This is a genomic window from Methylobacterium sp. Leaf361 (genome assembly GCF_001424445.1).
Lineage (GTDB): Bacteria > Pseudomonadota > Alphaproteobacteria > Rhizobiales > Beijerinckiaceae > Methylobacterium.
Map to the genome: position 1 here is coordinate 305,643 of NZ_LMPY01000034.1, position 25,518 is coordinate 331,160.

General features: G+C 72.7%; 24 protein-coding genes. 17 read left to right on the forward strand and 7 right to left on the reverse strand.

What is annotated here, in order from left to right:
- Window positions 1-20: 20 nt before the first annotated feature.
- Together ASG32_RS22120 and ASG32_RS22125 are read right to left on the reverse strand one after the other, a co-directional pair.
- Entirely contained in the window at window positions 21-914 is an 894-nt protein-coding gene (locus ASG32_RS22120) for a branched-chain amino acid ABC transporter permease (RefSeq protein WP_042675144.1), read from the reverse strand.
- Window positions 911-1,861, reverse strand: coding sequence for an ABC transporter ATP-binding protein (locus tag ASG32_RS22125; RefSeq protein WP_082557998.1), 951 nt, complete (start codon window positions 1,859-1,861; stop codon window positions 911-913). Before ASG32_RS22125 ends, ASG32_RS22120 begins: the two co-directional genes overlap by 4 nt.
- A gap of 424 nt (window positions 1,862-2,285) precedes the next feature.
- Here ASG32_RS22125 and ASG32_RS22130 point away from each other — a divergent pair, with 424 nt between their 5' ends.
- On the forward strand, window positions 2,286-3,017 hold the full coding sequence (locus ASG32_RS22130; protein ID WP_056530740.1) for a Crp/Fnr family transcriptional regulator: 732 nt from the start codon (window positions 2,286-2,288) through the stop codon (window positions 3,015-3,017).
- A gap of 56 nt (window positions 3,018-3,073) precedes the next feature.
- The gene (locus tag ASG32_RS22135) at window positions 3,074-3,793 is read left to right on the forward strand and encodes an HWE histidine kinase domain-containing protein (RefSeq protein WP_056530743.1); all 720 of its coding nucleotides are present in this window, start codon (window positions 3,074-3,076) and stop codon (window positions 3,791-3,793) included.
- A gap of 3 nt (window positions 3,794-3,796) precedes the next feature.
- On the opposite strand, the gene ASG32_RS22140 is transcribed toward ASG32_RS22135, so the two are convergent.
- Window positions 3,797-4,576, reverse strand: coding sequence for a Crp/Fnr family transcriptional regulator (locus ASG32_RS22140; protein ID WP_056530746.1), 780 nt, complete (start codon window positions 4,574-4,576; stop codon window positions 3,797-3,799).
- 213 nt (window positions 4,577-4,789) lie between these two features.
- Window positions 4,790-5,008, reverse strand: coding sequence for a hypothetical protein (locus tag ASG32_RS22145; RefSeq protein WP_056530749.1), 219 nt, complete (start codon window positions 5,006-5,008; stop codon window positions 4,790-4,792).
- Window positions 5,009-5,333: 325 nt separating this feature from the next.
- Between ASG32_RS22145 and urtA the strand changes: the two genes are divergently transcribed.
- From urtA to ASG32_RS22180, 7 genes are all read left to right on the forward strand, one after another.
- Complete coding sequence (gene urtA, locus ASG32_RS22150; protein WP_056530753.1) at window positions 5,334-6,629, forward strand: urea ABC transporter substrate-binding protein; 1,296 nt, start codon at window positions 5,334-5,336, stop codon at window positions 6,627-6,629.
- 91 nt (window positions 6,630-6,720) lie between these two features.
- Window positions 6,721-8,292: an urea ABC transporter permease subunit UrtB gene (gene urtB / locus ASG32_RS22155; RefSeq protein WP_056530756.1), complete on the forward strand. Its 1,572-nt coding sequence runs from the start codon at window positions 6,721-6,723 to the stop codon at window positions 8,290-8,292.
- Window positions 8,293-8,297: 5 nt separating this feature from the next.
- Window positions 8,298-9,452, forward strand: coding sequence for an urea ABC transporter permease subunit UrtC (urtC, locus tag ASG32_RS22160; protein WP_056530760.1), 1,155 nt, complete (start codon window positions 8,298-8,300; stop codon window positions 9,450-9,452).
- A gap of 89 nt (window positions 9,453-9,541) precedes the next feature.
- The gene (gene urtD, locus ASG32_RS22165) at window positions 9,542-10,252 is read left to right on the forward strand and encodes an urea ABC transporter ATP-binding protein UrtD (RefSeq protein WP_042675143.1); all 711 of its coding nucleotides are present in this window, start codon (window positions 9,542-9,544) and stop codon (window positions 10,250-10,252) included.
- Window positions 10,253-10,254: 2 nt separating this feature from the next.
- Complete coding sequence (gene urtE, locus ASG32_RS22170) at window positions 10,255-10,950, forward strand: urea ABC transporter ATP-binding subunit UrtE (protein WP_020095147.1); 696 nt, start codon at window positions 10,255-10,257, stop codon at window positions 10,948-10,950.
- A 302-nt stretch (window positions 10,951-11,252) separates the two neighbouring features.
- On the forward strand, window positions 11,253-11,459 hold the full coding sequence (locus ASG32_RS22175) for a hypothetical protein (protein ID WP_020095148.1): 207 nt from the start codon (window positions 11,253-11,255) through the stop codon (window positions 11,457-11,459).
- A 100-nt stretch (window positions 11,460-11,559) separates the two neighbouring features.
- Window positions 11,560-11,856, forward strand: coding sequence for a hypothetical protein (locus tag ASG32_RS22180; protein WP_056530763.1), 297 nt, complete (start codon window positions 11,560-11,562; stop codon window positions 11,854-11,856).
- A gap of 15 nt (window positions 11,857-11,871) precedes the next feature.
- Here ASG32_RS22180 and ASG32_RS22185 read toward each other — a convergent pair whose 3' ends face one another.
- The 3 genes from ASG32_RS22185 to ASG32_RS22200 all read right to left on the reverse strand — a co-directional run bounded on the left by ASG32_RS22185 (window position 11,872) and on the right by ASG32_RS22200 (window position 15,546).
- Window positions 11,872-13,518 (reverse strand): hybrid sensor histidine kinase/response regulator, encoded by a 1,647-nt coding sequence (locus ASG32_RS22185; protein ID WP_056530766.1) that lies wholly within the window; start codon window positions 13,516-13,518, stop codon window positions 11,872-11,874.
- 431 nt (window positions 13,519-13,949) lie between these two features.
- The gene (locus ASG32_RS22195; protein ID WP_244492106.1) at window positions 13,950-14,834 is read right to left on the reverse strand and encodes a hypothetical protein; all 885 of its coding nucleotides are present in this window, start codon (window positions 14,832-14,834) and stop codon (window positions 13,950-13,952) included.
- A gap of 79 nt (window positions 14,835-14,913) precedes the next feature.
- Window positions 14,914-15,546 (reverse strand): response regulator transcription factor, encoded by a 633-nt coding sequence (locus ASG32_RS22200; RefSeq protein ID WP_042671988.1) that lies wholly within the window; start codon window positions 15,544-15,546, stop codon window positions 14,914-14,916.
- 274 nt (window positions 15,547-15,820) lie between these two features.
- On the opposite strand from ASG32_RS22200, the gene ASG32_RS22205 reads away from it, so the two are divergent.
- The 8 genes from ASG32_RS22205 to ASG32_RS22240 all read left to right on the forward strand — a co-directional run bounded on the left by ASG32_RS22205 (window position 15,821) and on the right by ASG32_RS22240 (window position 25,417).
- Entirely contained in the window at window positions 15,821-16,414 is a 594-nt protein-coding gene (locus ASG32_RS22205; protein ID WP_056530774.1) for a hypothetical protein, read from the forward strand.
- 3 nt (window positions 16,415-16,417) lie between these two features.
- A complete protein-coding gene (locus tag ASG32_RS22210) occupies window positions 16,418-17,518 on the forward strand; it encodes an AAA family ATPase (protein WP_056530777.1) in 1,101 nt (366 codons plus the stop codon).
- 85 nt (window positions 17,519-17,603) lie between these two features.
- Window positions 17,604-19,559 (forward strand): AAA family ATPase, encoded by a 1,956-nt coding sequence (locus tag ASG32_RS22215; protein WP_056530780.1) that lies wholly within the window; start codon window positions 17,604-17,606, stop codon window positions 19,557-19,559.
- 22 nt (window positions 19,560-19,581) lie between these two features.
- Complete coding sequence (locus tag ASG32_RS22220) at window positions 19,582-20,943, forward strand: hypothetical protein (RefSeq protein WP_056530960.1); 1,362 nt, start codon at window positions 19,582-19,584, stop codon at window positions 20,941-20,943.
- Window positions 20,940-22,367 carry a peptidoglycan-binding protein gene (locus ASG32_RS22225; protein WP_056530783.1) on the forward strand — a complete coding sequence of 476 codons (1,428 nt, stop codon included), beginning with the start codon at window positions 20,940-20,942 and terminating at the stop codon, window positions 22,365-22,367. Before ASG32_RS22220 ends, ASG32_RS22225 begins: the two co-directional genes overlap by 4 nt.
- A 12-nt stretch (window positions 22,368-22,379) precedes the next feature.
- Entirely contained in the window at window positions 22,380-23,723 is a 1,344-nt protein-coding gene (locus ASG32_RS22230) for a hypothetical protein (protein ID WP_056530786.1), read from the forward strand.
- Window positions 23,724-23,775: 52 nt separating this feature from the next.
- Window positions 23,776-24,540, forward strand: coding sequence for a hypothetical protein (locus ASG32_RS22235; RefSeq protein WP_056530789.1), 765 nt, complete (start codon window positions 23,776-23,778; stop codon window positions 24,538-24,540).
- Window positions 24,541-24,607: 67 nt separating this feature from the next.
- Entirely contained in the window at window positions 24,608-25,417 is an 810-nt protein-coding gene (locus tag ASG32_RS22240; RefSeq protein ID WP_056530793.1) for a hypothetical protein, read from the forward strand.
- Window positions 25,418-25,518: the final 101 nt, after the last annotated feature.

Here is a 25,518-nt window from a genome sequence, read left to right on the forward strand (position 1 = left end):
GGGAGGGCCACCACGGCGGCTCAGACCCGCTCGACGGCGCGCAGGCCGAGCAGGCCCGACGGCCGGACCAGCAGGAAGCCCAGGGCCGCCACGTAGGCGATCCAGCCCTCGATGCCGCCGCCGATGACCGGCCCGAGATAGACCTCGGACAGCTTCTCCGCCGCGCCGACGATCAGCCCGGCCACGATCGCCCCGGCGACGGAGTCGAAGCCGCCGAGCACGAGCACCGGCAGCGCCTTCAGCACCACCAGCGACAGGGAGAACTGCACGCCGAGCCGCGCCCCCCAGAGCAGCCCCGCCACCAGCGCGACGATCCCGGCGGCGATCCAGACCGCCGACCAGATCCGGGGCAGGCGCAGGCCGGTGTTGAGGGCGGCGAGCGGATCGTCCGCCACCGCCCGGAAGGCGAGGCCGGTGCGGGTGTAGCGGAAGAAGGCGGCGAGGACCGCCACCATCAGGCCCGCCACCGCGGCGGCGAACAGGTCGAACCGGCTGACCAGCACGCCGCCGAGATCGATCGGCGTGTCGTCGATGCCGAGGTCGAGGCCGTGGACCTGGGTGCCCCAGGCGAGCTGGGCCGCGCCCTCGATCACGTAGGCGACGCCCAGCGTCGCCATGAACAGGGTGATGGGCGGCTGGTTGACGAGCGGCCGCAGCACCAGGCGCTCCACGCCGAGACCGACCACCACCATCGCGGCGAGCGTCGCGGCCAGGGCCGCCGGGACGGGCAGGCCGCGCTCGGTCAGGCTCACGAAGGTGAGGGCGGCGAACAGCACCATCGCGCCCTGCGCGAAGTTGAGCACGCCCGAGGTCTTGTAGATCAGCACGAAGCCGATCGCCACGAGGGCGTACATGACGCCCGACAGGAGGCCGCCGACGACGACCTCGATCAGGAAGGCGAGATCCGGGCTCATGCGGCGGCCGCGTCCCCGTCTTCGGCCGCGTCTCCATCCGCGGCGGGATCAGCGGCGGCATCCGCCTCCCCGTCCGCGAGCCCCAGATAGGCCGCGATGACCGCCGGGTCCGCCCGCACCTCCGCGGGCGTGCCGGTGGCGATGCGGCGGCCGTGATCGAGCACGGTCACCCGGTCGGAGAGGCGCATGACGACGCCGATATCGTGCTCGATCAGGACGATCGCGGCCCCGGACCGATCCCGCGCCGCCCGGATGAAGCCGGTCATCTCGGCCTTCTCGGTCGCCGTCATGCCGGCCATCGGCTCGTCGAGGAGCAGGAGCCGCGGCCCGGCCACCAGGGCCCGGCCGAGCTCGACCCGCTTCTGGAGTCCGTAGGGGAGGCTGCCGGCGGGGCGGTCGGCCACCGCCGCGAGGCCGAGGCGTCCGATCACCGCCTCGGCGGCGGCGCGGTGGGCGCGCGCCTCCCGCCGGGCGGAGGGCAGGCCCAGGATCTGGGCCGCGGGCCCGGCGCGCCGCGCGGCCGAGAGCCCCGCGAGGACGTTGTCGCGCACGCTCAGGCCCGCGAACAGGGCGAGGTTCTGGAAGGTCCGGGCGACGCCCAGCGCGGCGAGCCGCCCGGCCGGCACCCGGGCGAAGCTCTCCGCGCCGAGCCGCACCCGCCCGGCCCGCGGTGCGTAGAGGCCGGTGATCGCGTTGATCAGCGAGGATTTGCCGGCGCCGTTCGGCCCGATCACGGCGTGGATCTCGCCGGCCCCGACCGCGAGGTCGATCTCCGCGAAGGCGACGGTGCCGCCGAAGGCGAGGGACAGCCCCTCGACCGACAGGACCGCGTCCGCCCGGTCCCGGTGCGGGCCGCCGCCGGGGCCTGCCGCCGGGCGGCCGGCGGGCCGGGGGAGGGGGCCTCGCCCGTCCCGGACCGGGCGGACGAGGCGCAGCGCAGGCTGCATGGGCAGGAATCCGTCCACGATAGGCCGTCCGCTGCGGCGCGAACCGGCGGAACCCGTTGAGAGAAGGCGAGGAACAGGACGACGACGTGTCCCGAGCCGATATTCCGGCATTCCCGCCCGTCAAATCGTGCTCCGCCGGGTCCACGAAGTCAAAAGCACAGTCTTTTCAATTTCGACACGACGCGCGAACATTCTCCCTCCGGGAGAGGCCGGCGCGGGATCACTGCTCTAGTCCTGACGACGGGCCGCCCGAACCGCCGAGATCTTGCCGCCTCGCGACGGTGACGGGCCCGGATCCGGGCGATTCGGCCGGGTGGGGCGGGCGGAAAGACACCTTACGGTAGCACAAACTAATCTGCATAAGTATTCATGGCTTGAAACAAAATGTAGGTTCGCGCCCCCACGCCGTCGTGGAGACGCCGCCATGCCAAACCCGCTCGTGCACAAGCTAAATTGCTATGTCGGGCTCTCCGAAGACGACCGGATGTGCTTGGCCGACGCCATGAGCCCGAGCCGCATGGTCGCCGCGCGCACCGACATCATCCACGAGGGCGACGATCCGCGCGCGATCAACGTGATCCTCGAGGGCTGGGCCTGCCGGTACCGGCAGTTCGCCAACGGGCGCCGCCAGATCGTCTCGCTCCTGCTCCCGGGCGACCCGTGCGACCCGCACATCTTCCTCCTCGACGAGATGGATCACGCGATCGGCGCGATCACGCCCGTGCTTCTTGGCCAGATCTCCGGCCCCGCGATGCGGGACGTGATCGCCCGCAGCCCGCGGCTCGACATGGCCTTCCATCGCGAGGCCCTGGCCACCGCGGCGATCCAGCGCGAGTGGACGGTCAGCCTCGGCAGCCGCACCGGGATCGAGCGCCTCGCCCACCTGTTCTGCGAGGTGCACGCGCGCCTGGCGGCCATCGGCCTGAGCGACGGGAATACCTGCGCGATGCCGATGACGCAGAACGATCTCGGCGACGCGATGGGGCAGACCAGCGTGCACATCAACCGCACGCTCCAGGAACTGCGCGGCATGGGGCTGATCACCCTGCGCAGCCGGCGCCTGACGATCCACGATCCGACCGCGCTCGCCCGGCTCGCGCATTTCGACACCGCGTACCTCCATCTCACCGAGGCCGGCCACGCCGCCGCGCGCTGAACCCTGCCCGCCCCGCGGTGATTGAGCCAGGTTGAACACATCCGGAGTGGCCCGGCATGACAGACCCTCGCGATCCGGCGGAGCGACTCGCGGCCCTCGAGGCCGACAACGCGCGCCTGCGCCGGCTGCTCGACGCGGCGGGGCTCCCGGACGGCCTGCGCCACGGCATGCGCAACACGATGGCGATGATGCGCACCGTCATGCACCGCTCCGCCGAGAGCGCCGCGGATGTCGAGAGCTACGTGGCGCATCTCGACGGCCGGTTCGGGGCGATCATGCGCGTGCAGGCCGCCACGGACGCGTTCGGCGACGCGGACCTGCACACGCTGATCTCGGACGAGCTGATGTTCCACCTCGCCCGCGAGGGCGAGCAGGCCAGCCTCGCGGGCCCGCGGGTGCGCCTCCGCCCCAAGGTCGCCCAGGTCGTCGCGCTGGCCCTGCACGAACTGGCGAGCAACGCGGTGGAGCACGGATCCCTGGCGCTCCCCCAGGGCCGGATCCGCGCCGCGTGGCGGGTGACGGACGCGGAGGCCGGACCGCCCGTCCTCAGCCTCGACTGGGCCGAGACCGGCGGCAGCGGTGTCCAGGCCTCCGGACGGCGCGGCTTCGGCACGGACGTGCTGACGGAGATGCTGGCCTACGATCTCGGCGCGGCGGTCGACCTGCGCTACGAGCCGGACGGGCTGCGCTGCGCGATCCGCGTGCCGCTCACGGCCCAGATCGGGCGCCGCGTGGCCGAGGATCCCGAGACGGACTGGGACGGCGACGGCCGGTGAGGCTCACGATCTCGAGGCCGCCCGCACCTGCCCGGTCATCTGCGGCAGCGCGCCGAGCGCCTCCACGGCCGGGTTCGGGCCGGGCAGGAGCAGGTAGTCGGGCGTGAACCCGGAAAACTCCCGCAGACGCTCGAGATTCGGCACGCGCACGCTCTTGCGCCCGCTCTCGATCAGGCCGGCCCTGCGCAGATCGGAGAGGACGCGCGAGAGGTGGACGTTCGAGAGCCCCGCCGTGTCGGCCAGTTCGGACTGCGCCAGCGGCAGGCGGTAATCGGGCTCCAGGCCGAGGCCGACGGCGTTCAGGCGCGCGAAGAGCTCGCAGATGATGTGGGCGACCTGCCTGTCGGCGGACCGGCGCCCCACCCCGACGAGCCATTCCTGCAGGACGGCCTCGTCGACCAGGATCGACCACCAGAGGGCGCGGTAGATGTTGGGCCGGAGGGCGGCGAGTTCCTTGATCGTCCGGTAGGGGACCGAGGCGACGGTGCAGGGCGTCAGCGTCGCCACGGAATGGATCGCCCGGTTGAGCAGGGACGCGTGCAGGTCGCAGCCGTCGCCGGGCACGAGGTAGGCGAGGATCGAGCGCCCCCCGTCGGGCACCAGCTTGTAGCGGCAGGCGAACCCGTCGAGGATCACGTAGGCGGCGTCGGGCCGCACGCCTTCCGAGACCAGGTCGCGGCCCGCCTCGACCTGCGCGACATCGCTGGTCGCCGCTGCCAGGGCGGCCACGTCGCCCTCGTCCAGGTTCGCGCGCAGGGCCAGCTTCCGAAGGAAGGGGTTCAAGGGATCTCCCGGACATCCTGCCCCGCGCGCGGAGCTGCCTCTGCGTAAACGCGTGACGGCTTATCCTTACTCCGCGAACGCATCAAATGATCGCCACGCCCGGATGCGGCTCTCGGCGCGATCGGACCGGGGCCGCCTCCCGGCATCGGCCGCGAAAGTCGCGACAAGTCGCGCCGCGTCGTGCCCGTCGGGGCATGGGGCCGGGTCGGCGTATCAGGAGAGCGGCAGCGTGCGCAGGACGGTGCCGTTCGCGTCATGGATCTCCATCCGCCAGCCCGCCGCGGCGTCCGGCAGCTCGCCGGCCTTCCGGAACTCCTCGATCAGCACCAGCGCCTCCGCCTCCGCGCGCGCGACCGACGCGGCGAGGACGCCGGTCTCGTCCTCGATCGTCTCGCCGTCGCTCCTCAGGCGGAAATAGTAGCGCTCTGCCATGACAGCCTTCAGCCCAGGACCCCCTCCCGCCCCGGCGGACGGACGCCGCCCGCCCCGCGGGCTGAGGTAAGTGGCATCGATCCGCATCCGTTCAACGTGCTGGCGAGATTGCGGTCGCCGGTGCCCATCGCTTGGTCCGCCTGCCCCCGACGTGCCCCCTCGACGCCGCAGGACGCGGCACGGCGTTGCCGCTCCGGCGGGCGAAACGCCGTCCTTCTGGGCGCCGGCGCGCCCCGAGCAGCCTCCCGGCGCGCCATGCCTAAATAATTGGCACACGATTTGCGAAGCCCGCCCCGTCGCGAGGAAGACGACGCAGGGGACCGCCATGAAGGCATTTGGAACTTGGGCCTCGGCCGCCGCGCTGGCCGCCGGGCTGGCGATGGGCACGCTGGGAGCGGGCGCCGCCCGGGCGCAGGAGACCATCAAGGTCGGGATCCTGCACTCGCTGTCGGGCACGATGGCGATCTCGGAGACCACCCTCAAGGACGCGATGCTGATGCTCATCGCCGAGCAGAACGCCAAGGGCGGCGTGCTGGGCAAGAAGCTGGAGCCGGTGGTGGTCGATCCGGCCTCGAACTGGCCGCTCTTCGCCGAGAAGGCTCGCGAGCTGATCAGCAAGGACAAGGTCGCGGCCGTGTTCGGCTGCTGGACCAGCGTGTCGCGCAAGTCCGTGCTGCCGGTCTTCAAGGAGCTCGACAACATCCTGTTCTACCCCGTCCAGTACGAGGGCGAGGAGAGCGAGCGGAACGTGTTCTACACCGGCGCCGCCCCGAACCAGCAGGCGATCCCGGCGGTGGATTACCTGATGTCGGAGGATGGCGGCGGCGCCAAGCGCTGGGTGCTGGAGGGGACCGACTACGTCTACCCGCGCACCACCAACAAGATCCTCGAAGCCTACCTCAAGTCCAAGGGGGTCAAGGACGAGGACATCATGATCAACTACACGCCGTTCGGCTTCTCGGACTGGCAGACGGAGGTGTCGAAGATCAAGGCGTTCGGCTCGGCCGGCAAGAAGACCGCCGTGGTCTCGACCATCAACGGCGACGCCAACGTGCCGTTCTACAAGGAGCTCGGCAACCAGGGCATCAAGGCCACCGACATCCCGGTCGTCGCCTTCTCGGTAGGCGAGGAGGAGCTCGCCGGCATCGACGCCAAGCCGCTGGTCGGCCACCTCGCCGCCTGGAACTACTTCGAGTCGATCAAGACGCCGGAGAACGAGGCCTTCATCAAGAAGTGGCAGGCGTTCAAGAAGAACCCCAAGGCCGTCACCAACGACCCGATGGAGGCCCACTACATCGGCTTCAACATGTGGGTGAAGGCGGTCGAGAAGGCCGGCACCACCGACCCCGACAAGGTGATCGACGCGCTGCCGGGCATCGAGCAGAAGAACCTCACCGGCGGCACCGCGAAGATGCTGCCGAACCACCACATCACCAAGCCGGTCTTCATCGGCGAGATCGAGGCGAACGGCCAGTTCGACGTGGTCTGGAAGACCGAGGGCCTGATCCCCGGCGAGGCGTGGTCGAAGCAGCTCGAGGGCTCGAAGGACCTCGAGGCCGACTGGGTCAAGCTCAAGTGCGGCAACTACAACACCAAGACCAAGTCCTGCGGCGGCGCGTAAGCCCTGCACCCCCTCTCCCCGCGAGCGGGGAGAGGGGACACGCGCCTCACCCGTGTGGGGCGCACCGCTCCTGGCTCGCAGAACGGCCCCGATGCTCCGTCTCCTGACCCTCCTGTTCCTGATGCTGGCCGCCCCGGCGCTCGCGCAGGCGCCCGACCCCTACGGCCAGCTCGCCGGCGACGGCTACGCCGAGATCGAGGCCGGCGTCTCCGGCCTCGCCGCCTCTGGCGACCCGCGCGCCGACGCAATCCTCTCGGCCCTGTCGGACGGCCGCCTGCTGGTGGGCCCGGACAAGACCCTGCTCATCCGGCAGGGCGGCGCCGTCGTGGACGCGAGGACCGGCGCCCCGGCCGCCGACAGCCCCGACCTCAAGCCGGTGCGGGCCAACAACCGCGTCCGCCGGGCGATCGAGGCCGCCCGCGGGCAGCTCGACCTCGCGAGCCCCGACCCGGCCCGGCGCCGGGCCGCCGCCGACGCGGTGTTCAAGGCGCGGGACGCGGCCGCGCTGCCGGCCCTCGACGCGGCGCTCGCCCGCGAGACCAGTCCGGGCGTCCGGCAGGCGCTCACCGAGGCCCGCGCCGCCGTGCTGCTCGCGAGGCCCCGCACCGCGGAACCCGACCGGATTGCCGCGATTCCAGCCATCCAGGCCCGGGGCGATGGCGACGCGATGGGCATCCTGCGCGGTCTCGCGGCGGATCCGAGCGAGGCCGTGCGCGCCGCCGCCGCCCGCGGCATCGCGGCGATCGAGACGCGGCTCGCGATTATCGGCGCCCTCCAGAACGTCTGGTACGGCATCTCGCTCGGCTCGGTCCTGCTGCTCGCCGCCATCGGGCTCGCCATCACCTTCGGGGTGATGGGCGTGATCAACATGGCCCACGGCGAGATGGTGATGCTCGGCGCCTACACGACCTACCTCGTGCAGGAGCTGATCCGCACCAAGGCGCCCGTCCTGTTCGGCTGGTCGCTGGCGATCAGCATCCCCTGCGCGTTCCTGGTCGCCGGCCTCGTCGGGGTGCTGATCGAGCGGTTCATCATCCGCTTCCTGTACGGGCGCCCGCTCGAGACGCTGCTCGCCACCTTCGGGGTCAGCCTCGCGCTGCAGCAGGGCGTGCGCTCGATCTTCGGCCCGACCAACCGCGAGGTCGGCGCCCCCGCCTTCATGAGCGGCGCCTTCGACTTCTACGGCCTGTCGATCACCTGGGGCCGGATGTGGATCATCGTGTTCGCGTTCGCCGTGTTCCTGGGCCTCCTGTTCGTGCTGCGGAAGACGTCCTTCGGCCTGAAGACCCGGGCGGTCACCCAGAACCGCCGCATGGCCGCCGCGATGGGCATCCGCACCCCCTACGTCGACGCCCTGACCTTCGGGCTCGGCTCCGGCATCGCGGGGATCGCGGGCGTCGCCCTCTCGCAGATCGACAACGTGTCGCCCAATCTCGGCCAGGGCTACATCATCGACTCGTTCCTCGTGGTGGTGTTCGGCGGCGTCGGCAACCTCTGGGGGACGCTGGTGGCGGCGCTGACGCTCGGCGTCGTGAACAAGCTCGCCGAGCCGTATATCGGCGCGGTGCTCGCCAAGATCGGCCTCCTGATCTTCATCATCCTGTTCATCCAGAAGCGCCCGCGCGGCCTGTTCGCGCTCAAGGGCCGGGCGGTGGAATCGTGAGCCCCATGCCGCCTCGCACCCCCCTCATCGACCTGAAGGGCTGGATCTTCCTCGCCGTCCTGGCCGCCTTCTGCCTCGCCGTGCCGGTGCTGAATCTCGCGGTGCCGGAGGGCTCCGGCCTGCACCTGCCGACCTACCTCGTCTCGCTCTTCGGAAAATACCTCGCCTACGCGCTGCTCGCGGTCAGCCTCGACCTCGTCTGGGGCTATTGCGGCATCCTCTCGCTCGGCCACGGCGCGTTCTTCGCCCTCGGCGGCTACGCGATGGGCATGTACCTGATGCGCCAGATCGGCGCCCGGGGCGTCTACGGCAACCCGGTCCTGCCCGACTTCATGGTGTTCCTGAATTACAAGGCGCTGCCCTGGTACTGGTACGGCTTCGACCACTTCGCCTTCGCGGCCCTGATGGTGCTGCTGGTGCCGGGCCTGCTGGCCTTCGTGTTCGGCTGGCTCGCCTTCCGGTCGCGGGTGACCGGCGTCTATCTGTCGATCATCACCCAGGCGCTGACCTACGCGCTGATGCTCGCCTTCTTCCGCAACGACATGGGGCTCGGCGGCAACAACGGGCTGACCGACTTCAAGGATCTCCTGGGCGTCTCCGTCCAGTCCCAGAATTTCCGCGTCGGCATCTTCGTGGCCACCGGAATCGCGCTGGCTTTGGGCTACCTGATCGCCCGGGTCATGACGGTCTCGGCCTACGGCAAGATCCTGATCGCCGTGCGCGACGCCGAGAGCCGCACGCGCTTCCTCGGCTACCGGCCGGAGCACTTCAAGACGCTGGCCTTCACGGTCTCGGCCATGATGGCGGGCGTCGCCGGCGCCCTCTACGTGCCGCAGGTCGGCATCATCAATCCGGGGGAGTTCGCGCCCACCAACTCCATCGAGACGGTCATCTGGGTGGCGGTGGGCGGTCGCGGCACGCTGGTCGGCGCGGCGCTCGGCGCCGTGCTGGTCAACTACGCCAAGACCGTGCTCACCGGCGCGATGCCGGACGCGTGGCTGTTCGCACTCGGCGGCCTGTTCGTGTTCGTGACGCTGTTCCTGCCGCGCGGCCTCGTCGGCACCGCGATCGAGCGGTTCGGCTCCCGGCGCGCCGCCGCCAAGCTGCCGCCGGAGCCCGCCATCGCCCCGAAACTCGCCGAAGAAGGGCAGGGCTCGTGAGCACCGACCTCCTCGAACCGCCGGATGCCGCTGCCCGCGGCCCCGCCAACCGGAAGCGCGAGACGGACGCGCTCCTCTACCTCGACGACCTGCGGGTGACCTTCGACGGCTACAAGGCCCTGCGCGGCCTGTCGCTGACCCTGGCCCGCGGCGAGTTGCGGGCGATCATCGGCCCGAACGGCGCCGGCAAGACCACCATGATGGACTGCATCACCGGCAAGACGCGGCCGGACAGCGGCATCGCGCTGTTCGACGGCACCCACGACCTGCTCAGGAGCGACGAGCCGGCGATCGCCGACCTCGGCATCGGCCGCAAGTTCCAGAAGCCCACCGTGTTCGAGAGCCACACGGTCGCCGACAACATCCTGCTCGCCCTCAAAGGTCCGCGCGCCGCCTTCGCGTCCCTGTTCGGCTGGCGCAACCGGGTGGAGGCCGCGCGGATCGATTCGCTGCTGGAGACCGTCGGCCTGCTGGCCCACCGGGGCCGCCCGGCGGCCGATCTCAGCCACGGCCAGAAGCAGTGGCTGGAGATCGGCATGCTGCTCGCGCAGGACCCCAAGCTCCTGCTGGTCGACGAGCCGGTGGCCGGCATGACCGACGCCGAGACCGCCGAGACCGCCCGCCTGCTGCGCCGCATCGCCGGCGAGCACGCCGTGCTGGTGGTCGAGCACGACATGCACTTCGTCCGGGACCTCGGCTGCCGGGTCACCTGCCTGCACGAGGGCGCGGTGCTGGCCGAGGGCTCGATCGACGCCGTCTCGGCCGACCCCCGGGTCGTCGAGGTGTATCTGGGACGATGACCATGCTCTCCGTCGACGGCATCGACCTCTATTACGGCGCCGCGCAGGCGCTCCGCGGCGTCTCGCTGACGGCCGAGGCCGGGCGGGTCACCACGGTCCTGGGCCGCAACGGCGTCGGCAAGACCTCGCTGCTGCGGGCGATCGTCGGCCAGCAGCCGGTGCGCTCCGGCGCGATCCGTCTCGACGGCCGCCCGATCCAGGGCCTCGCGCCCTACGACCGGGCGCGCGCCGGGATCGCCTTCGTGCCCCAGGGCCGCGAGATCTTCCCGCTGCTCACCGTCAAGGAGAACCTGGAGACCGGCTTCGCGCCGCTCAGGCGCCGCGACCGCCATATCCCGGGGGAGATCTACGACCTGTTCCCGGTGCTCAAGGACATGCTGCACCGGCGCGGCGGCGACCTCTCGGGCGGCCAGCAGCAGCAGCTCGCCATCGGCCGGGCGCTGGTGACGCGGCCGAAGCTCCTCGTGCTCGACGAGCCCACCGAGGGCATCCAGCCCTCGATCATCAAGGATATCGGCCGGGCGATCACCTACCTGCGCGGCAAGGGCGAGATGGGGATCGTGCTGGTCGAGCAGTATTTCGAGTGGGCCCGCGACCTCTGCGATTCCTACGCGGTGATGGATCGCGGGCAGGTGGTGCTGGCCGGCCCCCGGGCCGGGATGGTCGAGGCCGACGTGCTCCGCTGGATGTCCGTCTAGCGGGCCCGCCGCACGTCCCGCCGCACGTCCCGCCAGCGCCGGGCCCGGGAATACCGCACTTCGATCCGGATATCGGGACGGATAATCAACAATCGGAGCGCGGCCGGGGCCGACATCGACCGCCAAATCTGTGCACACGGCCTCGGTTGGCCAATGTTAAAACACAATTCAGGTCCGCCATGGGGCACAACCAAGGGGGGGGCCCATGACGATCCTGGATCCGATCACCGGCGAGCTGGTCACCATCGCCGTTCCGCGGCCGCGGCCGCAGGCCGGCCCGCGCTGACGGGCGGCGCGCTGTCATGACGAACGCGACCGATCGAAGGGCCGGCCGCCGCGGCGTCCGCGGCGGCCGTGCCCAGGTCCGGACGGTACCGCCGGGCCTGCTGCTGGCCGGCGGCGTGGGGGCGAACGCCCCGCTGACGGCCGTCGACCTGATCGCCCAGGCCCGCGCGGCCCGGCGGGAGGCCGAGGCCCGCGACGGCGCGGACCGCGCGGAGCAGGGCTGACGCGGCGACCGGGGCCGCCGAGCCGGCCGCCCGCCTCTTGAGATCACCCGCGCGGGATGGTCAGAAGGCCGGCAGTCTCGCGGCAGCCGGCGGGTGAGTCATGAAGTTCGGTGTCCTGATCCTGGCCGGCGCCTGCGGCGTCCTCGTCGGGATCGTCATCGGATACGTCGCGGGAACGCGCCTCGGCCAAGCCTTCGCGCAATTGCCGGTGACGGACCGCTCCCCCGCCGCGCAGGCGCTCCGGATCGTGGACCGCATCGCGACCGAGCACGGCCTCGCGCGGGACGCGCTGCTCCGGGCGATGCTCGACCAGCAGGGCGGCCGGACGGGGACCGCGCGTCCCGGCGAGGAGCCGGGCAGGGAGCCGGGCAGGGCCCCGGACGAGCCGGCCCGGTAGGGCGCCGACCGCGCCTCAGGCGGCCGGCGCCGGCCGGGGGCGCAGCCGGAGGCTCGCGGCGGTGAGCACGGAGCGCAGCTCGGCCGGCCGGACCGGTTTCGAGAGGATCGGGATGTCCGGCGCCCCCAGATCCTCGCGCACGCGCGCCTCGTCGTGGCCGCTCATCACCACCGCCGGCAGCGGGCGGCCGGCGAGCCTCCGGACCGCCGCGATGCAGTCCGTCCCCGTGACGCCGTTCCCGAGCTCGAAATCGGTGATGAGGAGGTCGATCTCCGGCACGGCGTCGGGGATCCCGGTCTCGGGCCGGACGCGGCAGCCCCATTTCTCCAGCAGGCTGGCGGTCGCCCGCAGCACGGCAGCGTCGTCCTCCACCAGCAGCACGCGCAGGCCGCCGATCGTCGCCGGCGGGTCGAGCCGGGCGGGGAGGGCCGCGGGCTGCGGGGCCCGGGCGAGGGGCAGGTCACCGATCGTCACGCAGGTCCCGCGCCCCGGCACCGAGCGCAGCGTCACCGTCAGGTCCAGGAGCGTGCCGAGCCGCCGGACGATCGGCAGGCCGAGGCCCACCCCCTCGACGTCCCGGTCGCCGCGGCGGCGGACTTGGTAGAACTCGTCGAAGACCCGCTCCTGATGCGCGACCGGGATCCCGGGGCCGCGATCGTAGACCTGGATGGCGAGCCGGTCGCCCCGCCGGCGGCAGGCGATCAGGATCGGCCGGCCGGGCGCGTACTTGATCGCGTTGTTGACGATGTTCTGGACCATGGTCGTGAGCAGGGCCCGGTCGGTGCGCACCACGACCGCGCAGGCGCGGCTGCGCAGGGCCGTCCCGGCGATCTGGGCGGCCTCGGAGTTCTGGCGCCGGACATCCTCGAGGATGTCGTTGATCGCGACGGGCTCGGGCCGGGGCTCCACCCGGCCGCTGTCGAGGGTCGAGATGTCCAGGAGCGACTTGAACAGGCGCGAGACGCTCTGCAGCGACCGGTCGATGTTCTCGACCATCTGCAGCTCCTCCGGCCCCAGCCGGGCGCCGCGCAGGCAGGCGGTGAACAGGCTGATGGCGTGGATCGGCTGGCGCAGATCGTGGCTCGCCTGCGCCAGGAAGCGCGACTTGGACAGGCTCGCCTCCTGCTCGCGCTCGTAGGCGCCGCGCAGGCGCTCCAGCAGGCTGTAGATGTAGGTCGGCACGAGGACGGTGATGGCCGTCAGCGTCAGGACGAGGAACGGGTTCGCGCGCCAGTACGCGTTGAAGTACGTGGTCACCGCGATCGAGACCAGGGCCGCCGCCGTGGACGCCTTCAGGGCGGTGACGCCGTAGCGCAGGCCGTTGCCGACGATCAGCCGGATGACGATCGCGTAGAGCGGCAGGAACGGCGCGCCGCCCACCGCCATCGTGTAGGTCATCCCGCCGAGGTCGAGGAGGAAGGTGACGACGCGGCGCGGCGTGTTGCTGCCGGGATTGCGGCTGATCCAGCCGTACAGCGCCACGGCGAAGACCCAGTGGCACGTCACCAGATAGGCGACGAACCGGGCCTCCGGCGGGGCGATCCCGCCGTAGATCTGGGGCAGGAGATACAGGCAGGCGAGGCCGATGACGACGGCCCGGATCAGCGCCTGCGCCTTCTCGTTGTCGTACGCCTCGTCCCGCCGGCGCCGCGACCCGAACATCGGCGGCTCAGGCCCGGCCGGCTGCGACGCCGAGACCGAGACCGAGGCAGGGCACCCGCTCCACCGGAGCGGACCCCGCGGCGTCCGCCCTGAATCGCGCCGTGCCGGCCCCGGTCTCCCGCTGTCGCTTCATCGTGCAGTCGCCCTGCCGCGTCGCCGCCCGGGATCCGGGCAACGGCGCGCCGCCGTCGCCGATCGCGGACAGATCTGACAAGTCTACCTGAAGGTGATCGACGCCACCAGACGCGACGGGAGCCCGCGATGTGGCGGCGCGGACGAGTCTTCGGTGCTAGAACCGCTTATTCAGTCTCCGCTACAATGGTCCCCGTGCTGCAGCGAGACGTTCCTGCGGAAAATATGCGGCAGATTATTTTTTACTTCACTGCAGGTCTGATCGCGTCGACCGGCCGCACGCACGGTCGCGGGCGCCGTCAGCGGTAGGTACCGGCGCCCGGATCGAATCGATAGACCCGGGCATCCCGGTCCGTGGCCGGACGCAGCGCCCCGTCCGCGCCCAGCACGGTGCCGCTCAGCGTGACCCGGACCGGGGGCCACGCGGCAGGGTCGCGCGGATCCTCCGGCAGGATCTCCAGCCGTCCCGTGCTCGATCCCAGCCGGCAGGGATCCTCCGCGCAGCCGGCCGTCTCGTCGGCGCCCGCCGCGACCTCGCCCGCGAGCGTCCAGTGCGCCGGCGCGTCGCGGAACTGGAGGAGGAGGTACGAGAAGCCCTGCGATCCGGCCGTCCCGTAGACCGTGAGGCGCAGGCCCATCAGGAGGCGGCCCCGGCTCAGCGGCCTGAACACGGCGCCGAGCCGCTCGTCCACCTCCGGGGCGCCGCCGTTGCGGTTCCCGGTCCCGATCCGGCCGGACAGGACCTGCACGTCTTCGAGGCGCCAGCGCATATCCTTGAGGACGTAGGTGGCGGCCGCGACGCTCAGCCGGTCGGGCGCCGCGGCGTCCGCGCCCGGGGCCGGCATCGTGACGAAGCCGGTGAACCGGCTCCCGGTCTCGGTGGAGAACATCGCGGCGGTCCAGAATTCCGCCGTGCGGCCGTCCTTCATCCGGCAGGTCTCGGCCTCCTTGTCGGCGGGCCGCCCGCAGATCGCCGCCAGCACCGTGGCGCGCGGCAGCATGGCGAGGTCGGGATCGGCCGCGGCGGGCGCGGCAGCGAGCCCGGCAGCCAGTCCGACCGCCAGTCCGGCCGCCAGCACCGGCAGCACCGCCAGGGCCGGGCCCGTCAGAAAACGCCCGCGGGCCGCGCGCCCGTCTCCCCGTCCCGCCCGTCCCGCCCGTCCCGCCCGTCCCGCCCGTCTCATGCGCCGGGCTCTGCCACGGAGCCCGGCACCGGGCCATTCGGACAGGTGTACGATCGGCCCCGCCGCACGGTCCGCCTCCTCAATCCCCGACGCCGGCCGTGGCGGCCTTCGCGGCCGCGGCGGACCGGGAGGTGACGTCGAGGGCGCGCAGCAGCGCCGAGACGTGGATGCGGACGGTGAAGGGGGAGATCTCCAGTTCCCGGGCGATCTCCTTGTTGGTGCGTCCCAGCGCGACGAGGCGCAGCACGTCGCGCTGGCGCTGCGTCAGGGGCGGGAGCGGGCCGCGCGGCGCGGCGAGACCCGAGACCGGGCTGCGCCGGATCACGAACTCGCCGTCGCGGATCGCCGCGATCGCCTGGGCGATCTCCGCGGCGGGCAGCGCCTTGCCGATGAAGCCGTCGGCACCCTCGGCCATGACGGTCCGGATCAGGCCCTCGTCCTCGATCATCGACACGACGATGATCGAGGCCCGCTCGAACTCGACGCGCAGCGCGCCGATGGAGTGGCGGGGATCGAGGCCGGGGAACAGGAGGTCGAGGAGGAACGCCCGCGGGGGCGCCCCGGCGCGGGCCATCGCCAGGACCTGCTCCATGGTGGCGGCCTCCCGGACCAGGGCCTGCGGGTAGAGCCGCTCCGCGATGCGCCGCATGCCCTCGCGGAACAGCGGGTGGTCGTCGGCAACGATCAGGGTCTCTCGCGCGGAGCCGTTCATGCCACTCCCGGTCGCAGCATCGGAATCTATCCCCATGACGTCGCGGCGCGGAGCCATGCCGAGGAAAATCCCCAGCGTGTCAAGGCTGCGACGATAGGTCATATACACTAGTAGACCGGTTTTTTCCGCATGCCTAGAAGTCGGCCGGTCATGGTGACAGGCATCGGCCCGCTAATTTCTTCGAATCTTTCCAAAAAAAGCGAGGCTGCTTGTCATGTCGTGCGCGCCGACGCGACGCACGAATTACGTCGTTCCATGTTCGGGGGCCCGCTGGATGTCGGAAGTCGAACACCAGAATGCTGAGCGGCAGGCCCAGGATAGGCTTTCCGAGCCCCGCGCGGCCCCGAGCGCCCCGCCCGCCGCCAAGCCGGGCCTCTCGCCGAGCCTCATCGCGATCGTGGGCGGCCTGGTGGCGGCGGGCGCCGTCGCGGGCGTGCTGCTCTCGGGCAGCGGCGAGACCGCCGGGACGGCCGCGCGGCCGGCCCTGACGCTGGTCAAGGCGGGCGAGATCGACAAGGCCGCCGAGACCCTGCCCTCCGACGAGAAGGACAAGATCGTCGCGGAGGCCAAGGCCTGCCGAGCCCCCCTGGGCCAGATGCGCCTGTCGAAGATGGCGGCCGATGCCGGCGGCGTGGTGCGCATCCGGGCCGGGAACTACCTGTCCCCCGCCTTCAACGTCGCCGACGGCCCGATCAACATCGCGGTCCCGTTCCCGGCGCCCTACGAGACCGGCAAGGGCGAGATCATCATCGAGGGCGCCGCCAAGGACGTCTTCGTCGAGCTGACGCCGGGCCTGAAGATCGACACGACCGGCGGCGTCCAGCGGATCCCCGTGATCTGGAATACCAGCAAGCCCTGCGGAGGCTGACGGATGTCGAAATCCGCCATCCTCCCCTTCGTCGTCTCCGGGCTGGTGGTCGCGGTCCTCACCCCGCTCCTGCTGAGCACCGATTACGGCCCGGTCGCCTGGTGGAACGCCGCCGGGCCGGAGCTGCGCTGGAAGGCGGCGATCGGGATCGCCGTCGCCCTGCTGGCGGCTCTGGGCCTCGCCGCGACCGCGACGGCCGCGCGGAAGGCGGAGGCCGGCCTCGGGCAGCCGGCCGGCGGCCTGCTGGCCCTGCCGCGCCTGATCGTGGCGCCGCGCCGGGTCGTGGAGGCCCGGTCCCCCGAGGCCGTGATCGCGAATCTCGAGGCCATGGTCGGGCTCGCGCCGGTCAAGCGCGAGGTCAACGCCCTGATCGCGCGGCTGGAGCTGGAGCAGCGGCGGCGCGCCGAGGGCCTGCCGGTGGCGGCGATCAGCCAGCACATGGTGTTCACCGGGCCGCCCGGCGTCGGCAAGACCGAGGTGGCGCGGGCGATCGGCGAGATCTACCGGTCCCTCGAGGTGCTGCGCCGCGGGCATCTCGTGGAGGTCGACCGCGCGGCCCTGGTGGCGGGCTATGTCGGCCAGACCGCGGCCAGGACCCTCGAGAAGTGCCACGAGGCCCTCGACGGCATCCTGTTCATCGACGAGGCCTACACGCTGGCCGCCGGCGGCGGGGGCGGCGGCGACTTCGGCAAGGAGGCGATCGACACCCTCCTGAAGTTCATGGAGGACAACCGCGACCGGATCATCGTGATCGTCGCCGGCTACACCAACGACATGCGCCGGTTCATCGACACCAATCCCGGTCTCGCCGGCCGGTTCACCAAGACCGTCGAGTTCCCGCCCTACAGCCCGAAGGATCTCTGCGAGATCCTGAGGCGCATGGCGGCCCGGCAGCAATTCACGCTCCCCGAGGGGTTCGAGGCGGCGCTGACCCCCTGGCTCGCGCAGCGGTCCCGTGCCGACGACTGGTCGAACGCCCGCGAGATGCGCACCCTCCTGGAGAAGGCCCGCGAGGCCCAGGCCGCCCGGGTCGCCCTGCAGGGCGGCGACCTGCGCCGCCTGGAGATCGTCGATCTGCTCCGCGCCACCGGCGAGGACGCCTGAGGGCGGCCCGAGGGGCCACGCGCGCCCAGCACCCAGGCCAGCACCCAGGCCATCACCAGGGCCAGCACCAAGGTTCGCCACGTCCATGGAACGCCTCGACAAGCATCCGGTCGCGCTCTTCGCGGTCATCGTGCTGGGTGCCACCGGCCTGCTGGTCGCCCTGCGGCCGGACGTGCTCGGGTCGCTCGCCGCGACGCCGTCGGCGCTGCTGCGCAACGGCCTGATCCTCGGCGGCCTCGTCGGCGGCCTGCTCGCGGCGAGCTACATCCCGGCGCGGATCGAGGCGACGCGGCGCGCCCTGGACCGGGCCCGGGCGAGCCGCAAGATCCGCCCGATCCGCTTCGTCGACGACGGCGCAGCCGCGGAGAAGAAGGACCTCCTGGCCACCGCGCTCGCGACCCTCGACGGCATGGTCGGGCTCGACCCCGTGAAGCTGGAGGTGAAGGGCGTCATCGCCCGGATGCAGGTGGAGCAGCAGCGCCGCGCCCAGAACCTGCCGGTGGCGGCCATGAGCCAGCACATGGTGTTCACCGGGCCACCCGGCGTCGGCAAGACCGAGGTGGCCCGGGTCCTCGGCAGCGTCTTCAAGGCGCTCAAGGTGCTGCGCAAGGGCCACCTCGTGGAGGTCGACCGGGCCGGGCTGGTGGCGGGCTACGCCGGCCAGACCGCGATCAAGACCCTGGAGCGCTGCAAGGAGGCCCTCGACGGCATCCTGTTCATCGACGAGGCCTACGCGCTGGCTCCCGGCGGCGGGAGCGGCGGCGAGTTCGGCAAGGAGGCGATCGACACCCTCCTCAAGTTCATGGAGGACAATCGCGACCGGATCATCGTGATCGTCGCCGGCTACACCAACGACATGCGCCGGTTCATCGACGCGAATCCCGGCCTCGCCAGCCGGTTCACTAAGACCGTCGAGTTCCCGCCCTACAGCCCGCCGGAGCTCGCCGAGATCCTGAAGCGCATGGCCGCGGGCCAGGGCTTCGTCATGCCGGAGGGGTTCGAGAAGGACCTCGCCGCCTATGTCGGGGCCCGGTCGAAGGCCGAGGACTGGGCCAACGCCCGCGAGATGCGCACGGTCCTGGAGAAGGCCCGCCAGGCGCAGGCGCTGCGCCTCGCCGCCAGCCCCGGCGGCGACATCAACCGGCTCGAACCCGCCGACATCGCCGCGGCCCTCGGCCGCCAGGCCGGCGGCGCGGTCGACATGGACGCGGCCCGGAAGGTCATGGCCCGCCTCGACGCGATGATCGGGCTCGCGCCGGTCAAGGAGCAGGTGAAGACCGTGGCGGCGCGGGTGCTGGTCGATGCCCGGCGCCGCGCCGAGGGCATCGAGGTCGGCGCGGTGAGCCAGCACATGGTGTTCACCGGGCCGCCCGGCGTCGGCAAGACCGAGGTGGCGCGCATCATGGGCGACATCTTCCGGACGCTCGGCGTCCTGCGGAAGGGGCACGTGGTCGAGGTCGACCGGGCCGGGCTGGTGGCGGGCTATGTCGGCCAGACCGCGGCCAAGACCCTGGAGCGCTGCCGCGAGGCCCTCGACGGCATCCTGTTCATCGACGAGGCCTACACGCTGGCCGAGGGCGGCGGGGGCGGCAGCGACTTCGGCAAGGAGGCGATCGACACCCTCCTCAAGTTCATGGAGGACAACCGCGACCGGATCATCGTGATCGTCGCCGGCTACACCGGCGACATGGCCCGGTTCATCGACACGAATCCCGGCCTCGCCGGCCGTTTCACCAAGACCGTCGCGTTCCCGGCCTACGACCCGTACGACCTCGTCGAGATCCTGCGCCTGATGGCGTCGCGGCAATCGTTCCGGCTGCCGCCGCGCTTCGAGACCCTGCTGATCCCGTGGGTCGAGCAGCGCGCGCAGCGGCACGACTGGGCGAATGCCCGCGAGATGCGCACGCTCCTGGAGCGCCTGCGCGAGGCCCAGGCGATGCGCCTCGCCAGCGATCCCCTGGGCGATTACGGCCAGTTCGAGCTCGTGGATGTCGAGCGGGCGCTCGGCGGCGGGGCCCCGCGCCCCGCCGCCCTGTCGTGACGGCCCGGGAGCCGTCGCGGCCATGAGCATCGCCCGCGAGGACTGGCTGCGCGCGCACGCGGCCCTCTGGTACGACGATCGCCGCTACCGCCTGGCCTGGCTCGCCCTGCCGCAGGCCGTGACCTGCGCGGTGGCGGGCCTGTGCATGGCGCTGGCCGCGCAGGGTGTCTGGGGTCAGCCGGCCACCGCCTCGAAGGCGCGGCTCGCCGAGCTGAGCGCCCTGCGCGACCGGGCCGGCAAGGACGGCGACCGCGCGGCGTTCGACGCGCTGACCGCCGCGGCCACCCAGGGCCAGATCGACGCCGCGACCAAGCTCGGGACGCTCTACGACCCCCTGACCGCCGCCTACTTCCCGAACAAGCCCGCGCCGAACGATTTCGCCCGGGCGGCCGCCCTCTACGGACCGGGCGCCGCGATCGGCGATCTCCTGGCGGTCACGCGCCTCGCGGACGTGCTGCTCGACCCGGCCAACCCCAACCGCGACCTCCGGCGCGGCTGCCGCCTGGCCCAGACCTGGATCGACGCCCCCGAGACGCTCGAGCGCACGATCACCGGCGAGGAGCGGCTGACCGTCAAGCTCGCCACCTGCTACGTCGAGCCCGAGAGCGGCCTGCCGCAGGACCCGGTGCGGGCCGGGGGGCTGGTGACCGCGGTGCTGTGGCGCCGCCACCGGCCGACGATGGACGCCTTCATCAACGATCTCGGGCAGCAGAACCCCGCCCTGGTGTCGGGCATCCAGCGGCACCTGGCCGAGCAGCGCCGGTACATCGGCCCGGTGGACGGGCGGCCCAATCCCGGGATCATCACGGCCCTCCAGGTGGAGGCGGGGATCACCAACACGGTCGCGACCCCGCGGCCTGAGCCGCGGCGGATGGCGCCCAAGGGTCCGGATCCGGAGGTGCTGGCCCTCCAGGCCGCCGCCCGGACCGGCGACCGGCAGAAGATGGCCGACCTGAAGCGCCGCGCCGAGGCCGGGGACGCGGACGCGCTCACCGCCTACGCGCGCCTGTTCAACCCGGTGATGAACAAGGGCGACGTCTTCGCGCCGGACGCGCAGGTCGCCGTCGCCGCCTACGAGCGCGCCGCGGCCGCCGGCAACGGCATGGCGGCCGGCGAGGCGGCGGTGCTGTACGATTCCGGCTACGGCAACGTCGCCAAGGATCCCCGGAAGGCCGCCGCGCTCGCCCTGCGGGGCGTCGACCTCAAGGACGACCAAGTCACCTTCTGGCTGCTGTACCCGGAGTCGAGCAGCTGGAGCGACGGGTTCTGGGGCGCGATCCAGGCCGCGCTGACCGCCCGCGGCTTCTACACGCTCCCGGTCGAGAACAAGCGCAATTCCGCGGTCATCACGGCCCTGCGCGCCTACATGAAAGCCAAGTCATGAGCGGCGTCACGATCGGGACCGACCGGCTCCGGGCGCACGCGACGCTCTGGTACGCGGACGCGCGCTACCGCCTCGCCTGGCTAGTCCTGCCTCAGGCCGCGGTCGCCCTCCTGGCCGGCCTCGCCCTCGCGCTGCTGAAGCCCGCGGGCGAGTGGGGCAAGCCCGCCGACAGCAAGGAGAACGAGAAGCTCTATCTCGACCTGCTCGACAAGGCCGGCAAGGACGGCGACCGGGCCGCCTTCGAGAAGCTGCGGACGGCCGCCGAGGCCGGCGACGTCAGCGCCCGGTCGTTCATGGGCGCCCTCTACAATCCCGAATGGGCCGCGGTCTACGCCAAGAACCCGGTCAAGCCCGACGCCGCCAAGGCCCTGACCTACTACCAGAAGCCCGCCGACCTCGGCTTCCCCGGGGCCCAGCGCGGCATGACCGAGCTCCTGCTCGACCCCGCCCGCGGCCAGCACGATTTCAAGCGGGGCTGCCGCTACGGGCTGGCCTTCCAGGCGAACCCGGTCGCGGCCCGGACCAACTACCTCGATTCCTGGTCGACGCTCTACTGGATCGCCGGCTGCTACACCGATGCCGCGAGCGGCGTCCCGCGGGATCCGCAGAAGGCCGCCGACCTCTACATGAACACGGTGGCGGCCAAGCTGCCGCGGGCGGTCACCACCTTCACGGACGAGCTCGGCCGCCAGCCCCCCGACCTCGTGGCGGCGATCCAGCGCGACCTCGCCAAACGCGGCTTCTACACCGGGCCGGCCGACGGGACGGCGACGCCGCAGACGCGCGCGGCCGTGCAGGCCCTGGCCGGCCGGGGTGCCGGCCCGCAGGGCAACGCGGGAGCTGGCAGTGCGGGGGCGGGCAACCCCGGAGCCGGCAACACCGGCGCCGCGAAGCCCGCCGGCCCGCCGCCTCCGGCACCGCCCGCGGCAACGCCGAGCGTCGAGGACCTCATCGCGCTGTCGAAGAGCGCGGTCTCCAACGCCGCCGACGCGGCGAAGCTCCGGGGCCTGGCGGAGAGCGGCGTCCCGGTGGCGCAGTACCTCTACGCCGCGATGCACCTGTCCCCGGCCAACCGGGAGCAGCGGGTCACCGCGCCGGACGGCCCCCTGGCGGCCCGGTATCTCGAGCGCCTCGCGGTCGAGCGCTCCTTCGCCCCCGCGGCGGCCTCGGCGGCCTTCCTGTACGATCTCGGCGGCGCCGGCCTGCAGCGGGACCCCGCGAAGGCCGCCGACCTGACGATCCGCGCCCTCGAGCTCAAGTCCACCGAGATCCTGCAGAATCTCGAGCAGGACCAGTGGGGCGCCGGCTTCTGGGCCGCCCTCCAGCAGCGCCTCGCCGACCGGAATCTCTACCAGGGCCGCGTCGTCGACCAGCGCAACGACCGGACCATCCAGGCGGCGCGCCGCCTCCTCGGCAATCCATAGGAGACGGCCATCATGGGTCCCCGTCGCAAGGATCCCGCGCGGTTCCCGGCCCCCCGGGCCGGAAACCGCATCGGCCATCGCACCGCCGCCCTGATGGCGGGCCTGCTGGCCGGCCTCCTCCTGCCCGCCGCCGCGCAGGCGCAGATCAAGGTCCGCAAGGCCGACTGCTTCTTCGCGGCCGACGGCAGGACCGTCATCGACGGGGTCTGCGAGTTCCTGACCGACGCGCGCAGCTACGGCGTGGGCGGGTTCCGCCTCGCCACCTACACCGACGGCTACCTGCGCGACGGCGTGGTCGTGTCGGTGACGGCGCCCGGCCAGGGCACGGCGACCTGGAACCGGGAGCCCGGTGGCAAGCCCGAGGACGGCCCCGCCGACAGCGTCACCGCGGAGGGCGCCTGCTGGACCGGGTCCCGGAGCCGGATCTGCGCCTGGAAGGTCGGCGAGGGCCGCCCCGGCTTCGGCGGCGCCCCCGCGGCGGCGCCCGAGGCCGGAGCCCCGCGGGCCGCCGACTGCTACCTCGAGGTCGCGGGCGATGTCCGCCTCGACGGGGCCTGCCAGTTCCGGTCGGAGACCGGGCAGACCGGCGCCCGCGGCTTCGAGATCCGCTCCTACGCCGCGGGCAAGCTCGACGTCGTGGCGCAACTCGTCCGCGACCCGCAGAACCCGCTGAAGGCCACGGCCTTCTGGAACGGGTCGTCCGGGGGCCTGCGCGCCGCCGAGGCCCTCGGCGCCCTGTCGCCGAGCGGCCCCTGCTGGGACAATGACGGCGCCCGTCTCTGCGTCTGGCAGCCCGGCCAGCCCCGCGGCGGCTGGGACCGGCGGGCCGAGGCCCGGGCTCCGGCCCCGCCCGAGACTCCGCCGTCGCCGCCGCCGTCGCCGCCACCGGCACAGGCGCCGTCACAGGCGCCGCCTCCGCCGCGCGACGGCGCGGAGGGGCGCGATCCGCCGCCGGGCACCTTCCTGAAGCTGTCCTTCAAGGGCCGCTGCGAGTCCCTGATGATGGACGGGGAGGACCTCACCGCGACCTGCGCCCCGGAGGCGGTGAACACCTCCGTCGTCGGCAGCCCGAAGGCCGGGTTCATCTTCGGCACCACCGACGGCAAGGCCATGGCGTTCATGGCCTCGGCCAAGGGCTTCGTCGAGGGCGGCACCCTGCACCAGCCCGTCGACGAGCTGATGTACGCCGAGCGCGACCAGTCCACCTTCAAGGTCAAGGGCACCTGCGAGATGCCCAACCCGATGGGCGGCCCGGTGGTCATCACCTGCAACGCCCAGTCGGCGAACAGCACCTACGCGGTCCGGTTCCGCACCGACGGCGGCAAGCCGGTCCTGACGCGCGGCGACGCGAAGTGAGGCTCTCGCCGCGGACCGGAACCGCCCGACCCGCGAACCCGAGGAGGATCCCATGGCACGACGCGTTACGACGGGAGGGGCCGGCGGCACCGGGATCCTCGTCGGCCTCCTGGGGCTCTGCCTCGCGGGACCGGCGCTCGCGGGATCCACGAGCGTGACCGCGCGGCCCGGGGAGCGGGTCCGCCTCGACGGCTACGCCACCCACGAGACCCGACCGGGCTGCCCGTCCGTTCCGGCGGCCGCGATCGAGCTGGTCACGCCCCCGCGCGGCGGCCGCATCGAGCAGCGGCGCGAGTTCCTGGTCCTCGGCCAGAACATCGACGGCACCCCGTCGCGGGACGGCTGCCAGGACGTCGAGCGGGACGCGCGGACGCTCTACTACACGGCCCGGCCCGACTTCGCCGGCCACGACACGGTGTCGGTGATCGTCACGTTCGTCACCGGCGAGGAGGCCACCTACACCTACAGGATCACGGTGCCCGAGGGCGAGGGCCGGCGGGCGCCGGCGGTGTCCCAGGCACCTGCCCCCCGCGACGCGGGCCTCGCGCGGCCGGCCCCGGCGGCGCGCGCCGCTCCCGCCGAGCGGGCGACTCCGGCCGCGACTCCGGCTGCGACTCCGGCTCCGGCGCCTCGGGAGGCGAGCACCGGCGACTTCCTGCGCGACGCGGTCCGGGGCGCGGTCCCGGCCACCCGGCCGGCGCCGGCCGCGCCACCCCCGAAGGCCGCCGAGGCCGCGGCGCCCGTGTCCGGCACGCCCGCGCCGCCGCCGCCGCAGCAGCTGGCACCACCGCGCCCGCCCGCCGCGCCGCAGCTCTGACGCAGCTGCGGCGCGGACGGCCGGACCGGCCGCCCGCACCCCCACCGCCAAGCCGAGGACGAGTCCCGTGCATCAGCGCCTCCCGAACGCCCCCCGATCCGCGGCAACGGCCCGACCGCGTCGGCGCATCGGCGCCGGCGTCCTCGCCCTCGGATCGGCGCTCTGCCTGCCGCTCTGCATTTCGCTCTGCCTCGCCCTGCCGGCCCGGGCGGAGGTGGAGAACAAGACCGCGCGCGCCGGCCAGCGGATCTTCCTCCAGGGCTTCACCTACTACTTCGCCACGCAGGGGTGCCGCTCGCGCGCGGCCACGATCGAGCTCGTCAGGCCGCCGCGCGGCGGGCGCATCGAGCAGCGGCGCGAGTTCCGGATCCTCAGCGGCAAGGTCGACGAGACCGGGGCGCAGATCCGGCAGCCGGACGGCTGCGAGGACGCCAAGAAGGACTCGATGTCGCTCTACTACACGGCACGGCCCGACTTCTCCGGACTCGACACCCTGTCGATCGACGTCACCTTCGGGGATGGGTCCACGGTGCCGTACACGTTCCGGATCACCGTGCCGCCGGGCGAGCCCCGCCGGGCCCCGGCGGTGTCGCAGGCGCCCGTCCCGCGCGCGGGCGGCGCCGGGCAGGCCGCGCCGGCGGCCCGGGCGACGCCGGCTCCGGCCCCCCGGGAGGCCGGCACCAGCACCGGCGACTTCCTGCGCGACACGGTCCGCGGCTCGGTCGCGGCCCCGCGGCCGGCACCGGTCGCGGAGCCTCCGAAGTCCGAGGCGGCCGCGGCGGACGCGCCCGGCGCGCCGCCTCGGACCGAGCCTCCGCCGCCACGCGCGATGGCGCCGGCGCCGCGCCCCCGGCCAGCGGCCACGCCGCAGCTCTGAGACCCGCGGGGCCGGCCGGTGCGGCCCGGCCTCGCTCATCCGGCGAATCCACGCCTGACCGGGCCCCCGCTGCACAGGTCCGGCAGGTCACCGACAGAGCC

What these genes read in the sequence shown, in the direction of transcription:
- urtC (WP_056530760.1), top strand. Translation starts at nt 8,298, where the DNA reads ATGCCGCCTCGCACCCCCCTCATCGACCTGAAGGGCTGGATCTTCCTC.
- ASG32_RS22145 (WP_056530749.1), bottom strand. Translation starts at nt 5,008, where the DNA reads ATGGCAGAGCGCTACTATTTCCGCCTGAGGAGCGACGGCGAGACGATC.
- ASG32_RS22220 (WP_056530960.1), top strand. Translation starts at nt 19,582, where the DNA reads ATGAGCATCGCCCGCGAGGACTGGCTGCGCGCGCACGCGGCCCTCTGG.
- ASG32_RS22205 (WP_056530774.1), top strand. Translation starts at nt 15,821, where the DNA reads ATGTCGGAAGTCGAACACCAGAATGCTGAGCGGCAGGCCCAGGATAGG.
- ASG32_RS22230 (WP_056530786.1), top strand. Translation starts at nt 22,380, where the DNA reads ATGGGTCCCCGTCGCAAGGATCCCGCGCGGTTCCCGGCCCCCCGGGCC.
- ASG32_RS22175 (WP_020095148.1), top strand. Translation starts at nt 11,253, where the DNA reads ATGACGAACGCGACCGATCGAAGGGCCGGCCGCCGCGGCGTCCGCGGC.
- urtA (WP_056530753.1), top strand. Translation starts at nt 5,334, where the DNA reads ATGAAGGCATTTGGAACTTGGGCCTCGGCCGCCGCGCTGGCCGCCGGG.
- ASG32_RS22180 (WP_056530763.1), top strand. Translation starts at nt 11,560, where the DNA reads ATGAAGTTCGGTGTCCTGATCCTGGCCGGCGCCTGCGGCGTCCTCGTC.
- ASG32_RS22135 (WP_056530743.1), top strand. Translation starts at nt 3,074, where the DNA reads ATGACAGACCCTCGCGATCCGGCGGAGCGACTCGCGGCCCTCGAGGCC.
- ASG32_RS22130 (WP_056530740.1), top strand. Translation starts at nt 2,286, where the DNA reads ATGCCAAACCCGCTCGTGCACAAGCTAAATTGCTATGTCGGGCTCTCC.
- ASG32_RS22225 (WP_056530783.1), top strand. Translation starts at nt 20,940, where the DNA reads ATGAGCGGCGTCACGATCGGGACCGACCGGCTCCGGGCGCACGCGACG.
- ASG32_RS22185 (WP_056530766.1), bottom strand. Translation starts at nt 13,518, where the DNA reads ATGTTCGGGTCGCGGCGCCGGCGGGACGAGGCGTACGACAACGAGAAG.
- ASG32_RS22120 (WP_042675144.1), bottom strand. Translation starts at nt 914, where the DNA reads ATGAGCCCGGATCTCGCCTTCCTGATCGAGGTCGTCGTCGGCGGCCTC.
- ASG32_RS22215 (WP_056530780.1), top strand. Translation starts at nt 17,604, where the DNA reads ATGGAACGCCTCGACAAGCATCCGGTCGCGCTCTTCGCGGTCATCGTG.
- urtE (WP_020095147.1), top strand. Translation starts at nt 10,255, where the DNA reads ATGCTCTCCGTCGACGGCATCGACCTCTATTACGGCGCCGCGCAGGCG.
- ASG32_RS22210 (WP_056530777.1), top strand. Translation starts at nt 16,418, where the DNA reads ATGTCGAAATCCGCCATCCTCCCCTTCGTCGTCTCCGGGCTGGTGGTC.
- ASG32_RS22195 (WP_244492106.1), bottom strand. Translation starts at nt 14,834, where the DNA reads ATGAGACGGGCGGGACGGGCGGGACGGGCGGGACGGGCGGGACGGGGA.
- urtB (WP_056530756.1), top strand. Translation starts at nt 6,721, where the DNA reads ATGCTCCGTCTCCTGACCCTCCTGTTCCTGATGCTGGCCGCCCCGGCG.
- ASG32_RS22125 (WP_082557998.1), bottom strand. Translation starts at nt 1,861, where the DNA reads ATGCAGCCTGCGCTGCGCCTCGTCCGCCCGGTCCGGGACGGGCGAGGC.
- ASG32_RS22235 (WP_056530789.1), top strand. Translation starts at nt 23,776, where the DNA reads ATGGCACGACGCGTTACGACGGGAGGGGCCGGCGGCACCGGGATCCTC.
- ASG32_RS22200 (WP_042671988.1), bottom strand. Translation starts at nt 15,546, where the DNA reads ATGAACGGCTCCGCGCGAGAGACCCTGATCGTTGCCGACGACCACCCG.